The sequence below is a fragment of the Verrucomicrobiota bacterium JB022 genome (assembly GCA_030673845.1).
GTDB lineage: Bacteria > Verrucomicrobiota > Verrucomicrobiia > Opitutales > Oceanipulchritudinaceae > WOUP01.
In genome coordinates, this window is sequence record JAUTCQ010000013.1 from 78,783 (window position 1) to 91,392 (window position 12,610).

A 12,610-nucleotide genomic window follows, 5' to 3' on the forward strand; every position below is an offset into this window, starting at 1 on the left:
AAAGGCACAGAAAAAACACAGAAAAAGAGAGCCTGGAAAGGGCTGGAAGTGCGCGCGCCCATCGGCTTCACCCAAAATTTGAAGGAAGCTTGAGCACAGAATCTTGTGCCTTCTGTGCTTTTTGTGGTGAAGCCAATTTACTCCGCCCAGGGCCCGCCTAATCGAGCTTGAGGCCGGGAGGATTGACGGGCCAGAGCTCTTCGTTTTCGGCCACTTCCTCCTGCACGGGCGGCAGGGAAAGCTCGGACGGGCGGGTGAGCAGGGGGCTCATCAGGCCGGGCACGTATTCGGAGAATTCCTCTTCCTGCGCGGTCGCACGCAGGCTGTGCTGGACCATGCCCATCTTCGCGTCGAGGTTGTCGACCATGCTGACGAAGACGGCTTCGGGCGTCGCAGCGCGCACGGCAGCGCCCCACTCCGGTTCGCCCTGGTGGCTGAGGATGATGTGCTCCAGACGCTCGGTCAGGTCGGCCGAGAGCTTGGCGCGGATCGCGGCGCGACGGGCAAGGCGGTAGCCCAGCACCACGTGGCCGTTGAGCGTGCCTTCGCGGGTCTTGCGGGTGGCCCAAGGTCCCGTGTATTCCAGCGCCTTGCCGATGTCGTGCAGGATGATGCCCGAGAGCGCCAGATCGGCCGGAACTTCCGGGTAGAGCGGCAGCAGTACCTTGGCCGCGCGGGCCATGCGCACCGTGTGCTCCATCAGGCCGCCACGGTAGGCGTGGTGCATCGCAATCGCGCCCGGCATGCCCTTGAAGGTCTCGCCCAGGTCGTCGATCGCCACCTGCACCGTCTCGCGCAACTCTTTGTGCTCGATGCTCTTGATAAAGCCGTGCAACTCGTTCCAGAGGTCGTCGAGGTCTTCCGGCGCGCTCTCCACGAGGCTTTCGGACCACTTGATCACCTCTTCCTCCGGCACCACGGCAATGGTCTGCAGCGTGGGCGAGAAGCGGTTCTGGTAATAGTCGGTATTGCCCGTCACGCGCACCACCTGGCCCTCGCCGATGGCGTTGAACAACTCGAAGTTGGCCGAGTTCTCGAAGCACACCGTGTGGAACAGCCCGGTCTTGTCGCCCAATTCCACGGTCAGGAACTGGCTGTTGTTGCGCGCCTTTTTCATGGCGAGCTTACGCACGAGCAACACCGCCTCGAACGTGGTCTTTTGTTCCTTGGGAGCGCTCTTCAGTTGCGCGACGGTAAACATGCCCCACCTTCAGGAATTTCCGCCTATCCTGACAAGGAAAAGGATAAACAGAAGAACACAAAGAGCGCGAAGTAATGAAAATAGAATACAGTCATCTCCTTCGTGCCTTTGTGTTCTTCTGTTGAGAATCTTTTCTTCTACAGCAAGAGCCAGCTACCGAGGGCGAGGAAGATCAGGAAGCCGCCCGTATCCGTCAGCGCGGTGAGGAAGATGGAGCTGCTTTGGGCCGGGTCGCGCTTCAGAGCGCGCAGCGCGAGAGGGATGAAAGCGCCCGAGACACCGGCGATGGCCATGTTGGCGATCATCGCCATCAGGATGACGAGCGACAACATGGGCTCTCCCGTGATGAAATACGCGATAACCGCCGCGACGCAGCCGACTGCGAGGCCGTTGATCAGCCCGATGCTGAGCTGCTTGAAGAGAATGACGCGCTTCTCCGCATCGTGAATCTCGCCGATCGCCATGCTCCGGATGGCCACCGCGAGCGCCTGCTGACCGGAGTTGCCGCCGATCCCCGCCACGATGGGCATGAAGGCCGCCAGCACCGGCATGGCGCTGATCTGGTCGTTGAAGGCCATGACCACGGCGGAGGCCATGAAAGCGGTGGCGAGGTTGACGTGCAGCCACGGAATACGGCGCTTGACCGAGTAGGCCACCTTGTCGGTCAGGCTCTCGTCACCACCCGCACCGGCCAGCTTCTGGATGTCTTCGGTAGCCTCCTCGTACACAACGTCGAGGATGTCGTCGTGCGTGATGACGCCCAGCAGGTGGTTCTCGTCGTCCACCACCGCGATGTCGGGCAAATTATATTCGGCCATCAGCCGGGCGACGTCTTCCTGGTCGGTCTCCGGCTTCACGATGCCCCGGATGTCCGTCTTCATGATGTCGCGCACCTTCTGGGTGGGGCGCGCCTGGATGATGCGGCGCAGCGACACGATACCCATCAGGTGGCGCTTGCGGTCGACCACGTAGACGTAGTGCAGGTCCTCAAACTGCTCGGCGTAGCCCCGGATACGCTCGATCGTCGCGTCGATGCTCATCACATCGAAGACGGTCGCGACCTCGGTCGTCATCAGGCCGCCCGCCGTATCGGGGTCGTATTCGAGCAGGCGCTCAATCGTCTCGCGCCAACCGCTCTCGATCTTGGCCAGCAGGCGCTCGCGGTCTTCGTCTTCCAGCTCGGCCACCACGTCGGCGGCGTCGTCAGCGTCGAAGCTATCGAGCACCTTCACCGCGCGCAGTTCGCGCATCGCGCTGAGCACTTCGGCCGCGTTTTCCTCGTCCATCTCGGAGAGGACGTGGGCGGCGCGCTCGTTATTGAGCTGGCGGAGCACCACGCGGCGCTCGTCCACCTCCAGGCGGTCGAGGACGCTGGCGATGGTGTGGGCGGAGGTCTCGGCCAGGCGCAGGTGATCAAGCCGCCCCAGGTCATCCGACGGCCAGGCCATCAGCTCCTCCATCGTGTAGGGGCTGACCTCGTTGGGGGTCATGATGACTTCACCTTCGGACATGGCGGACGCGCGGTTCAGAGACGACGGGCAACGAGCCTGACTCAATTCAGCGGCGAGACGAGCAGGAATTGCAGGGACGGCCCCCGGCGCTTCACCTTACACGTCTCGCCCGCTTCCTCAACTAATCGGACGACTCCCTTAGCCTTTCACCAGTTTCGTAAACGCACGAAACTGCGGGTGTTCGGCCGAATGCAGCAGGCTGTAAAACACCGTCTCGCTCGGCAGCAGGCTAACGCCTTCGATGCGCGAAAGCAGGTCGCACACGTCACGGGCATCTTGTGCGCGGCGGGCCCCAATGGCATCGGTCAGCAGCGTCACGTCGATCTCGCGGCGCAGGGCGTCGACGACGGTCTGGTAGACGCAGATCGGCGTCTCGATCCCGGCGACGAAGAGGACTTCCACGCCCAGGTCTTCCAGCGTTTCTTCCAGCCCGTCGGCCCCGAAGGCGGAGAAGGCCGTCTTGGCAAAAACGCAATCGTCGTCCACGCATTCGAGCAGCTCCGGCAACGTCGCGCCCAGCTTCTCGGGCGCCTGCTCGGTCGCGAGCACGGGGATGTCGAGCAGCTTGGCGGCGCGCGCGGCAAAGAGGCAGCGCTGGACGACTTCGTCGCGGTTGGGGATCGCCTTGAGGAAGCCGTCCTGCAAGTCGAGCAGGAGCAGGGCGACGCGCGGTTGTTCGGGAGTGTCTTCGATCATGACGTACGGGGCGGTTTGATGCCTGCGCCCACAATGGAGAGCGCGGGCGCAGGTTTTTCGGCCGGGTGTTCCGGAAAATACTGGTGGTGGAAGTGCCGGTGGTCCCGCACCTGGTAGACTGCGCCCTCGGGCCACACAAAGGCCGTCAGGCGCCCGCCCGTCACCGCCCCGGTGTCGATGCAGATCGAGCCGCATTTGACGAGCGGGGCCGGGCGTGGCGTGTGCCCGTAGATCACGAATTCCGGCCCGGTCCACTCGTTGGCCCAGGCGTGGCCGCGGGGGCACTCCTGGCGCTTGGCCGGGCGCCCGTCGTGGTCGATCACCTGGATTTTCGTCACGATGTCGGCCCCTTGCTGGGTCCAGTGCGGCTGCGGCAAAAAGCCCCCGTGCACGATGATGCTGTTGAAGGCCGGCTCAGTCAGGGTCAGCGGCATCTGGGCCATGTAATCCCAATGATGAGGCTTGAGCTGCCGCAGCGTCACCCGGTCGTAGTCCTTCAGTGCCGTGGGGTCGCCGGATTCACGGAAGCGGAGCAGGCGCAGCTCGTGGTTGCCCAACACACATTCGGCCTTCAACTCCAGCGCCATGTCGATCACCCAGGCGCTTTTGGGGCCCTTGTTCACGAGGTCGCCCACAAAGATCACGCGGTCGTCTGCCCCCGGCCGGAGCCACGCCAACAGCTCCGCGAGCTGTTCCGCGCAGCCGTGCACGTCGCCGATGGTGATGAGTCGACCGATTGCCATGACAGGGTAAGATTGCCAAACCGAGAGCTTACGCGCTACACTGCGCTCCTGTTTTTCTTCCGTAAACCGTAAAATTCGTGGACGTCTCCTTAAAAACCGCCGCCCGCCACTGCGCCGTGACGCAACAGCCCTTCCGCCCGGGCGACCGTCGCGTGTGCCTACTGGTACGCGGCGCGGGAGGCGAGTTGGAACGTTGGGACGTGCTGCCCGATGCCGCCAACCAGGCCGCACCGCTGGGCGAAGTGCTCTGCCGCTGGACGCATGTCGTGCGCGACCCGGGCGAAGCTTCCCAACAGCGTCGCCAGCTCCTGCAGGGCACCGAAGATTTGTTCCTCGCCCTCTGCGGCGAGCCGGAGCTGCTGGCCGGGCTGGAAGACGACGAGATGCCCATTTCCGAAGCAGGCGAGGAAGAGCGCGCGACCCTCAAATACCTGCTCGCCCTGCAACTGGAGCGCAAACGCGTCTTGCGGGCCCAGGAAGACGGGCACTACTGGCACATCCGCCGCAAACGGGCCTACCCCGTCGAGCCCATCGACCTCCAGCCCGAGCGCATCGCCGCCGTCCAAGGGCAGTTGGCGTTGCTGGTGTAGGGTGAAACGGGGCTTCGAGCCTGCTGGCACCCAAAGGGTGCAGTCCTAGGGGCAACGTATCCCGGAAGTCTTCGCTCCGCTCGACATCCGGCTAGATCGCTTACACCCTGACGGGTGCCATCCAGCAGCGTTCACAGAGGCAAAAAACACCGTTTGCAGCAGGTCGACGAGCTACCTTTCTCCCTCGGACCCCAAGCATCCGCAGGATGCCAGCCGCTAGCCGTGATGTCGCCGCAGGCGACTTCCGGATCCGCAGCATGAAGCCTATGCACCCCGCATGGGGTGCCAGAGCGGCCGCGGCCTCCTAGCGGGCCAGGAGGAACTTCAGCTTTTCGGCGGGGCCGTCGATCTCGACGCCGTTGAACTGGGGCCAGAAACCTGCGACTTCCTGCCCTTCGGGGGAGGCGACGAACGGCTTGAGCACGCCTTTGAAAATCGACTGCTGCAAGGGGCCCGTCAGGGCGAGCGGCGCGGCGTTAAGCTGGCTTTGCTCGACGCCGAAGTAGATGTCGTCGCTATTGCCGTCGCGATAAAAACGACCGCGGGCGACGTAATAGTAGGTGCGCTCGGGCGCAAGGCCCGGGAACTCCAGCGGCACCGCGATCTGGAGCTGCCCGTTTTCCAGCACGCTGAAATTGGGCTGCGACGCCTGGAAGGAAAGATCGAGCACGCCCAACACCTTGCCTTCTCCCTCTGCCGTCGAGACGGCGCGGAGATAGCGGTCGCTCCAGCGGTTGAGGTCGCCCGGCGTGAGGTCCATCGCCGCCGCCTCGGAACGCGCGAGGATCGACCGCTTCTCGGTCCAGTTTTCGCCCCCCGCATCGCTGCCGCGCACGTAATAGGCCGTGCCCGGCTCGATCTCCTCCAGCTCGCCCCGGTCTTTGGCCACCACCACGGGCTCTTGCGCGAGGCGGTAAAAGCCGAAGCCGCTGCCGATCAGCAGGAGCAGAAGCGCGCCGGTGACGACCCGCCAAACGGGTGGGTTGGTAAGTTCGGGTTCTTTGCGACGCGGCATGGCAGGGAGGGGGCGAAACGGTTAATCGGCGCTCTTGGGCGCGTTATCGGCCTTTTTGGCGCTGGAGCCGCTGTCGCTCGACTTGCTCTCGGTGCCGGAGCTCCCCTTCTTGGCCTTGAAGTCGGTCTCGTAGAAACCGCCGCCCTTGAAGATGATTCCAGCCCCGGTGCCGATCTTGCGCTTCACCGGCTCGGCGCGGCCACAGTTGCAAGTGGTGTGAGCGTCTTCCGACATCCGTTGGAAGACTTCGTATTCACGGTCACATGTTTGGCAGACGTATTCGTAGGTAGGCATGTCGAGAACGGTTATTCCCAAACCTGCGAAAATACGTGGAAGTAGTACGAGATCAAGATGCTAAAGCCAAGGAAAATGAGAAAGCCCAACAGGGGCCAGCCCAGCGCCGCCAAGCCCCAGAAGGCCAGCGTCGGCGCGATCAGCTTTGGCACGCTGCGCTGCACGAGGCCCAGAATCACGTGGGTCTGCAGCAGCACGCGCCAGTCGTCGCCCGTGCGCACAAAGGCATAGGCGGCAGCGAGGAAGAGCACCGGCGAAATAGCCAGCGCCGCCATGGCCGGCACCCAGGCGATCGTCCACGCCAGCAAGTCGAGCATCAACAGGTGGAACAAACCGGCCAGCAGCAGCGACAGCAGGCCGCCGACCAGCACCGGCAACACGCCGAACGCCAGCTTGATCCCCAGCATCCGCACCGAATCGACCAGCAGCTCTTCCCAGCCCTGCCACGCGGGCAGCATGGGGCCTCGCCCGACTGCCTGGCGCCGCAGGTAGCGCAGCCAATAGCCGAGCACGAGCAGGTTGAGCAAAGGTAGAGACAAAAGCAGGCCGCCCAGCAACCACTTGCCCCTTAACTCGCGATCCCTCAGGATGCTTTGACTGAGACTTTCCAACTGCGCCATTGCAAGTAACCTACTACGTCATGAGTCTTTCCGCCACAATGGAATTCGCCCAGCGACACGAGGCTTATCGCCAACAAGTGGAAGCCGCCCTCGATGCGTGGCTGCCCGCCGCCTCCACCCAACCCGCCCGCCTGCACGAGGCCATGCGCTATTCGGTGGATGCCGGAGGCAAACGCCTGCGCCCGGTGCTGGTGCTCGCCTGCGCGGAGCTCTACCCCCAGCGCGTCGACCCCAAGGCCGCCGCCGTCGCGATCGAGCTGCTCCACACCTACACCCTCATCCACGACGACTTGCCGTGCATGGACGACAGCGACCTGCGTCGCGGCCGCCCCTCCGCCCACGTGCAGTTCGATGAAGCCACGGCAGTGCTTGCCGGCGACGCCCTCCTGACCGAGGCCTTTTCGATCCTCGCCCGCGCCTATGCGGACGCGCCGGAAGTGGGCCTGCGCCTCGTACGCCTGCTGGGCGAAGCAGGAGACAGCCGCCGCCTGATCGGCGGTCAAGTGCTCGACACCCTCGCCGAACAGCAAGAGATCGGCCCCGATGAGCTGGACTACATCCACCTCAACAAGACCGCCGCCCTGCTCCGCGCCGCCCTGCGCATGGGCCTCGCCTGCACCGACGCTCCCGTAGTGGCCGACACCCACGCCGACGCCATCGGGCGCAACCTCGGCCTCGTCTTCCAGATCGTCGACGACATCCTCGACGCCACCAGCAACCCCGAAACGCTGGGCAAGACGACTGGAGCCGACGTGGAAAACGAGAAGAACACCTACGTACGCCTCCACGGCCTCGAAGCCAGCCGCACCCGCGCGGCCGACCTCACCCGCGAAGCCCTCGAACACTGCACCGCCTGGGAAGCCGACACCAGCTTCCTCGAAGAACTCATCCGCCAACTGGAGCACCGGCTGACGTAGAGAGGAGGGACGATAGGGATTCTCCCGCAAAGACGCAGAGGTACGCAGAGAGAGACCGAAAAATTGATCTTTGTGCCTTGGTGTCCTTTGTGAGAGAATCTTCTTACAAATCCCACCTACGCCCGCGGGGCGATCCAGGTCTCGCCGGATTCGCCGCGAAGGGCTTGCAGACGCAGGCCGAAGACGCGCTCGAGGTTGTCGGCGGTCAATGCTTCGGCCACGGGTGAAGGCGGCACCGCAACTTCCCCGCGTTGCAGGATCACCGCCCGGTGGGCGAAGCGCAGCGCGAGGTTCCAGTCGTGCAGGATTGCGGCGACGGCGGCGCCTTCTTCCGCCCAGCGTCGGGCCAGCGTCAAGATGTCGTGCTGGTGGTGCGGATCGAGGTTGTTGGTCGGCTCGTCGAGCAGCAATACCCGCAAGCCGGTCGCGCTTTCCGTCGGCCACACTTGCGCAAGAGCCCGCGCCAGGTGCACCCGTTGGCGCTCGCCCCCGCTCAAGGTGAGGTAGGAACGCTTGGCGAGTCCCGTCAGCCCCACCAGTTGCAACGCCTCGTCGATGCTCTCGCGCTCGGCCTGCCCATGCGGCAAGCGGCCCAGCGCCACCACCTCGCGCACGTTGAAGGGGAAATGCAGCTCCACCGCCTGGGCGAGCACGGCACGTTGACGCGCCAAGGCATCCGCGCCCCAGTCCGGGAGCGGCTTGCCCTCGAAGAGCACCCGCCCCTCCGCCGCCGGCAACGAGCCGGATAGCGCGTTGAGCAACGTGCTCTTGCCCGCACCGTTGGGCCCCATGATCGCCAGCAGCTCGCCCCGGCGCACCTCCAGCGACACGTGGCGGATGAGGAAACACCCGCCCGCTCTCACGCCCACGTCTTCCGCGCGCAAACTCATGCCTGGCCCTCCCGCCAACGCTGGTCGCGCCAAACCAGCCAGAGGAAAAAGGGCGCGCCCACCAAGGCCGTGAGCAGGCCGATCGGCAAGACGCGAGGGGGATCGACCATGCGTGCGACCACATCGGCCAGCACGAGCACGCCCGCGCCCCCCACCGCCGACCACGGCAGCAGCTGGCGGTGATCGGGCCCCATCAACAACCGCACCATGTGGGGCACTACGAGGCCGATAAACGCGATCATGCCCGAGGCTGCGACCGCACCGGCCACCATCCACGCGCAGCCAAAAATCACAAAGCGCCGTACCCGCTCCACCGAAACACCAAGGTGATAGGCCGCCGCCTCGCCCAACAACAACGCGTTGAGCGAGCGGGCCAGGCGCGGCATCAGCACCAGCCCCGGCACCACGATCAGCGTCAGCACGAGGCAGCGGTCCCACGTGGAGGCTTCGAGGCTGCCGAGGGTCCAGAAATTGTAGCGGCGGAGCTGGGCATCGCTCGCGAGGTAGAGCATCAGGCCCACCAGCGCGGCGGCGAGGGCATTCAGCGCGAGCCCCACCAGCAGGATGGTCAGGATGCGGCTCTCCACGCTGCCCCGCGCCAGTCGATAGATCAGCCAAGTGACCGCCAGCCCGCCGATCAGGGCCGCGAGCGGCAGCAGCCAGGCCTCCAGCCACGCCGGCCAAAGCAGGTTGGAGCCGATCACAATGGCCACCACCGCACCGACGGCCGAGCCGCTGGAGACGCCAATCAGCGCCGGATCGGCCAAGGGGTTGCGAAAGAGCCCCTGCAGCGAGGCCCCCGACACCGCCAACGCCGCACCGACGAGGGCACCCAGCAGCACGCGCGGCACTCGCAGGCTCCACACAATGGCGTGGGTCGGCCCTTCGGCCTGCCCCAACAAAGCCCGCACGATCTCGCCCAGCGAAAGGTGAGTCGGCCCCAGTAGCAGCCCGAGCACGGTCGCGAGCAGCAATAAGCCCCCAAGGATCACTCGGGCGGTCACCTGCTTTTGTCGGCTCGTATCCACCCGCCGACGCTGGCTTCCCGGCAACGCATTGTCAAAAGCTTTGAAAGTGGGCAGGCGGCGAGGCTAATCAGTTGCCAACCGCCACAACAGCTTTGACTTCGACAGCGCTTTGCGGGATGACGATACTACTAGCCGGCAGAGGCCGGCACTCTGTTCTCCTCCGAACACTTCTTAATTCGATGGCATCCTTTAATCTCACCCGCTTCGCAGCCGTCCTGCTTCTCTCGATCGCTGCTCACTCCACCCAGGCAGTCACAAACGTCGAGGCCGTGATTCCTCCCGAGTTTACCGACACCGAGGCTGATGCCACATTCGGGCTCTTCGCCAATACGGGGCGGACCTACCAGGCCCAGTACGCAGCTTCTCACCTGATCAACCTGCCCATCGGCACCGCGATCACCGGGCTCTCCATGCGTACCAACGGCGCGTTTACCTCGAACCTGCCGGGCAGCGACGTCACTTTTGGAGACTTTGAGATTACGTTTGCCCAAGCGGGCAATCCCCTTAACGCCTTCAGCAGCACGGTGGCGGACAATATGCTGAACCCCTCGGTCGTCCGCAGCGGCGCCTGGACGATTGAAGCTGGGAGTTTCCCCGGCGCCGACGACGGTCAAGCGAACGCCTGGGGCCCGCTGATTTCCTTCGACAGCCCCTACACCTATCAGGGCGGAGACCTCGTGATTCTCATCCGGCACACCGGGGGCAACACGAGTAGCGCCGCGCCCGACGCGGCCTCCTATAGCGTCGAAAATGGCTATTGGGCCCGCTGGGGTGCCACTGCAGATGCCACCACGATTACCAATACCGCCAACGTGATCGTCTTCAACCTGCACTATACTGCCGTGCCGGAGCCCAGCGAAATGGCCCTGATCGTCGCCCTCGGCGGCTTCGCTTGCGTGGCCTTCCGCCGCCTTCGCCGGCAGTAGGCGCAATACCAGTCCAGTCCTTTGGAACAGGCGCTTCCCCCCTCGGGCAGCGCCTTTCTTATGCCCTCACTCCTCCTTCGGCTCGGCGTTCATCGCGGCGGCGTGCAGGCCGGCTTTGCGGAGGAGGCGGGCCATCTGGAGGCGTTCCTTGGCGTCGAGCACGGAGAAGGCCTCGTCGAGCTTGGCGGCGTGGGCCTCGTAGGCACGGGCGATGACGCGGCGGCCCTCGTCGGTGAGGTTGACGTAGACCACTCGGCGGTCGTCGGGGCTGGAAACGCGGGTGACGAGACCCGCGCGCTCCAGGCGGTGCACGGCAGTGGTGATCGAGCCGCTGGTGAGGAACACCTTGCGCCCAATCGTATTCACCGGCTGCGGACCCTTGTGGTAGACGATCTCCAGCACGGCGAAGTCCGACATGTTGCGAAAGCCCAGCTGCTGGATGCTGGCACGGTCCACCGCTTCGACGGATTTGAACGCGCGCCAGAGCAGGATGTAAAGACGGGCACCATCAGGAGTCGATTCGCTGGCCATACCTTACGCTATACATTGTAGAGGGTTTGCCAACCTTGCTCCTGCACCCAACGCACGGTGCGATCAAAATCCTCGTGCAGCAGGTTGTGCCCCGCCGGAAGGAACTGATGATCGACGGCCGCCCCGCCCACTGCCAGCAGGCGAGCCAGCCCCTCGACATCCTCGCGCGTAGCCATGCCGTCGTGCGTGCCCGAGAGCATGAGCACCGGTGCCTGCCCCACCCGCGTCTCCACGGGCTGGTAAGGCGTCATCGGTCGCCACAGCACGGCACCGCCCAGGTGCTTGCCGCCCGACAGCAGGTAGCTGGCAAGCAGATTGGCACCGTTGGAAAAGCCGAGGCCCACCAAGGGCACATCCTGCAGCCGGTAAGCTTCCACTGCGCGGGCGAGGAAGGCGTCGAGCCGGGACGTCTCCACCCGCAGGCTCTCCTGGTCGAAGACGCCCTCACGCAGGCGCTTGAAGAAGCGACGCATCGGGCCTTCGAGCACGGGACCCTGCAGCGCGAGGTGGCCCGCGCCCGGGTTGATGCGGTCGACCACCGGCACAAGGTCGTGGGCGTCGCCGCCGGTGCCGTGCAGGAGCACCCACACGGGCGCGCCCGCAACGGACGGGCGCTCGAAGAGGTGTTGATACTCGGTAGGCTGGCTCATGACTTCAAAGCGGGGATGGGCGGCAAGACGCGGACGATCTCGCTGCGGTGGGCTTCGTATTGCGGCGGCAGCTTGAGGCTGCTGCCCAGGCTTTCGACCGGCTCGTCGAGCGTGAACCCGGGGCCGTCGGTCGACAACTCGAACAGGATACCGTTGGGCTCGCGGAAGTAGCCTGCCGTGAAGTAGCTGCGGTCGATCGGGCCGTTGAGCGGCAGACCGGCGCGGCGCACTTGCTCGCTGACTTGCTGGTGCGTTTCGATATCGGGCACGCGGAACGCCACGTGGTGGATGCTGCCGCGGCCGGGGCGGGCCGGAGCCGAGGTGCGGTCTTCCAGCAAGTCCACATACTGGCCATACGTGTGGCCCTTGGCAAAGAAGCGTTGGCGCGCCCCCTCGGTAGGCCCGGCCTCGAAGCCCAGCAGCGACGTGAGCACCGTAGCGGTGGCGCTGGGGCGCGGAACCCGCAGCGTGATGCTGTGGAAGCCGCGCAACTGCTCCGCCTCCGCGATGGAAGACTGCGGCCACGTGGCGACCGGCGAATCGGGCGACACCGCGCCGACCAGCTCGACCGTAAAGCCGTCGTTGTCCTGGCTGATGAGTACGGGCTGGCCAAAGCGGTCCTCACGCATCACCGGGCGACCGGCCTCACGCAGGCGGACTTCCCAAGCGTCCAGGGCGTCGGGCGACACGTGGTAGGCCACCGCGCTCGCCTCGTGGTTGCCGGGCTTGCGCTGGGCCAGATGCGGCCACGGGAAGTAAGTCAAAGCCGTCCCGGGCAGGGCCTTGTAGTCCCCATAATAGAGGTGGTAAGTGCCCGGGTCGTCGAAATTCACGGTCTGCTTCGTCAGCCGGAGTCCCCAGAAGTCGCGGTATTCACGCACGTTCGCTTCCGGGCCAGCCGTCATGGCCGTGATGTGATGGATTCCAGTTACTGCTGCCATAATCGTGATAGGTTTATGAGAGCAACATGGCAAATAATGTCTTGATGTCAAGACATT

At 64.8% G+C, this 12,610-nt stretch carries 15 protein-coding genes; 3 read left to right on the top strand and 12 right to left on the bottom strand.

Annotated features, from left to right (window positions below):
• Positions 1 to 157 precede the first annotated feature (157 nt).
• The 4 genes from Q7P63_09160 to Q7P63_09175 form a co-directional block, all read right to left on the bottom strand.
• Positions 158 to 1,201: an HD domain-containing protein gene (locus tag Q7P63_09160; GenBank protein ID MDP0500253.1), complete on the bottom strand. Its 1,044-nt coding sequence runs from the start codon at positions 1,199 to 1,201 to the stop codon at positions 158 to 160.
• A 137-nt stretch (positions 1,202 to 1,338) separates the two neighbouring features.
• Complete coding sequence (gene mgtE / locus Q7P63_09165) at positions 1,339 to 2,712, bottom strand: magnesium transporter (GenBank protein ID MDP0500254.1); 1,374 nt, start codon at positions 2,710 to 2,712, stop codon at positions 1,339 to 1,341.
• Between the two features lie 138 nt (positions 2,713 to 2,850).
• Positions 2,851 to 3,408, bottom strand: a complete 558-nt coding sequence (locus Q7P63_09170; GenBank protein ID MDP0500255.1) for an isochorismatase family protein — start codon at positions 3,406 to 3,408, stop codon at positions 2,851 to 2,853.
• Positions 3,405 to 4,151, bottom strand: coding sequence for a metallophosphoesterase (locus Q7P63_09175; GenBank protein ID MDP0500256.1), 747 nt, complete (start codon positions 4,149 to 4,151; stop codon positions 3,405 to 3,407). Before Q7P63_09175 ends, Q7P63_09170 begins: the two co-directional genes overlap by 4 nt.
• A 77-nt stretch (positions 4,152 to 4,228) precedes the next feature.
• On the opposite strand from Q7P63_09175, the gene Q7P63_09180 reads away from it, so the two are divergent.
• The gene (locus Q7P63_09180; protein ID MDP0500257.1) at positions 4,229 to 4,741 is read left to right on the top strand and encodes a hypothetical protein; all 513 of its coding nucleotides are present in this window, start codon (positions 4,229 to 4,231) and stop codon (positions 4,739 to 4,741) included.
• Between the two features lie 304 nt (positions 4,742 to 5,045).
• Here the strand turns inward: Q7P63_09180 and Q7P63_09185 are convergent, their stop codons facing one another.
• From Q7P63_09185 to Q7P63_09195, 3 genes are read right to left on the bottom strand one after another with little or no spacing between them, the layout of a single operon-like run.
• Positions 5,046 to 5,756, bottom strand: a complete 711-nt coding sequence (locus tag Q7P63_09185; GenBank protein ID MDP0500258.1) for a hypothetical protein — start codon at positions 5,754 to 5,756, stop codon at positions 5,046 to 5,048.
• Positions 5,757 to 5,777: 21 nt separating this feature from the next.
• Complete coding sequence (locus Q7P63_09190; GenBank protein ID MDP0500259.1) at positions 5,778 to 6,050, bottom strand: zinc ribbon domain-containing protein; 273 nt, start codon at positions 6,048 to 6,050, stop codon at positions 5,778 to 5,780.
• Between the two features lie 11 nt (positions 6,051 to 6,061).
• The gene (locus Q7P63_09195) at positions 6,062 to 6,670 is read right to left on the bottom strand and encodes a DUF4013 domain-containing protein (protein ID MDP0500260.1); all 609 of its coding nucleotides are present in this window, start codon (positions 6,668 to 6,670) and stop codon (positions 6,062 to 6,064) included.
• Positions 6,671 to 6,690: 20 nt separating this feature from the next.
• Between Q7P63_09195 and Q7P63_09200 the strand changes: the two genes are divergently transcribed.
• Entirely contained in the window at positions 6,691 to 7,587 is an 897-nt protein-coding gene (locus tag Q7P63_09200) for a polyprenyl synthetase family protein (GenBank protein ID MDP0500261.1), read from the top strand.
• A 116-nt stretch (positions 7,588 to 7,703) separates the two neighbouring features.
• Here Q7P63_09200 and Q7P63_09205 read toward each other — a convergent pair whose 3' ends face one another.
• Together Q7P63_09205 and Q7P63_09210 are read right to left on the bottom strand one after the other, a co-directional pair.
• Positions 7,704 to 8,477 (bottom strand): heme ABC transporter ATP-binding protein, encoded by a 774-nt coding sequence (locus Q7P63_09205; protein ID MDP0500262.1) that lies wholly within the window; start codon positions 8,475 to 8,477, stop codon positions 7,704 to 7,706.
• A complete protein-coding gene (locus Q7P63_09210) occupies positions 8,474 to 9,505 on the bottom strand; it encodes an iron ABC transporter permease (GenBank protein ID MDP0500263.1) in 1,032 nt (343 codons plus the stop codon). Before Q7P63_09210 ends, Q7P63_09205 begins: the two co-directional genes overlap by 4 nt.
• A gap of 179 nt (positions 9,506 to 9,684) precedes the next feature.
• Here Q7P63_09210 and Q7P63_09215 point away from each other — a divergent pair, with 179 nt between their 5' ends.
• Complete coding sequence (locus Q7P63_09215; protein MDP0500264.1) at positions 9,685 to 10,431, top strand: PEP-CTERM sorting domain-containing protein; 747 nt, start codon at positions 9,685 to 9,687, stop codon at positions 10,429 to 10,431.
• Positions 10,432 to 10,497: 66 nt separating this feature from the next.
• Here Q7P63_09215 and Q7P63_09220 read toward each other — a convergent pair whose 3' ends face one another.
• The 3 genes from Q7P63_09220 to Q7P63_09230 are packed head-to-tail and all read right to left on the bottom strand — an operon-like array spanning position 10,498 to position 12,553.
• Positions 10,498 to 10,962 carry a MarR family transcriptional regulator gene (locus Q7P63_09220; protein ID MDP0500265.1) on the bottom strand — a complete coding sequence of 155 codons (465 nt, stop codon included), beginning with the start codon at positions 10,960 to 10,962 and terminating at the stop codon, positions 10,498 to 10,500.
• Positions 10,963 to 10,970: 8 nt separating this feature from the next.
• Positions 10,971 to 11,612: a dienelactone hydrolase family protein gene (locus tag Q7P63_09225; GenBank protein MDP0500266.1), complete on the bottom strand. Its 642-nt coding sequence runs from the start codon at positions 11,610 to 11,612 to the stop codon at positions 10,971 to 10,973.
• Entirely contained in the window at positions 11,609 to 12,553 is a 945-nt protein-coding gene (locus Q7P63_09230) for a ring-cleaving dioxygenase (GenBank protein MDP0500267.1), read from the bottom strand. The genes Q7P63_09225 and Q7P63_09230 overlap by 4 nt, the downstream gene beginning before the upstream one ends.
• Positions 12,554 to 12,610 lie beyond the last annotated feature (57 nt).

Coding starts and splice junctions, on each gene's coding strand:
- Q7P63_09160 (MDP0500253.1), bottom strand. CDS start 1,201: ATGTTTACCGTCGCGCAACTGAAGAGCGCTCCCAAGGAACAAAAGACC.
- Q7P63_09170 (MDP0500255.1), bottom strand. CDS start 3,408: ATGATCGAAGACACTCCCGAACAACCGCGCGTCGCCCTGCTCCTGCTC.
- Q7P63_09190 (MDP0500259.1), bottom strand. CDS start 6,050: ATGCCTACCTACGAATACGTCTGCCAAACATGTGACCGTGAATACGAA.
- Q7P63_09185 (MDP0500258.1), bottom strand. CDS start 5,756: ATGCCGCGTCGCAAAGAACCCGAACTTACCAACCCACCCGTTTGGCGG.
- mgtE (MDP0500254.1), bottom strand. CDS start 2,712: ATGTCCGAAGGTGAAGTCATCATGACCCCCAACGAGGTCAGCCCCTAC.
- Q7P63_09175 (MDP0500256.1), bottom strand. CDS start 4,151: ATGGCAATCGGTCGACTCATCACCATCGGCGACGTGCACGGCTGCGCG.
- Q7P63_09200 (MDP0500261.1), top strand. CDS start 6,691: ATGAGTCTTTCCGCCACAATGGAATTCGCCCAGCGACACGAGGCTTAT.
- Q7P63_09225 (MDP0500266.1), bottom strand. CDS start 11,612: ATGAGCCAGCCTACCGAGTATCAACACCTCTTCGAGCGCCCGTCCGTT.
- Q7P63_09215 (MDP0500264.1), top strand. CDS start 9,685: ATGGCATCCTTTAATCTCACCCGCTTCGCAGCCGTCCTGCTTCTCTCG.
- Q7P63_09205 (MDP0500262.1), bottom strand. CDS start 8,477: ATGAGTTTGCGCGCGGAAGACGTGGGCGTGAGAGCGGGCGGGTGTTTC.
- Q7P63_09230 (MDP0500267.1), bottom strand. CDS start 12,553: ATGGCAGCAGTAACTGGAATCCATCACATCACGGCCATGACGGCTGGC.
- Q7P63_09195 (MDP0500260.1), bottom strand. CDS start 6,670: ATGGCGCAGTTGGAAAGTCTCAGTCAAAGCATCCTGAGGGATCGCGAG.
- Q7P63_09220 (MDP0500265.1), bottom strand. CDS start 10,962: ATGGCCAGCGAATCGACTCCTGATGGTGCCCGTCTTTACATCCTGCTC.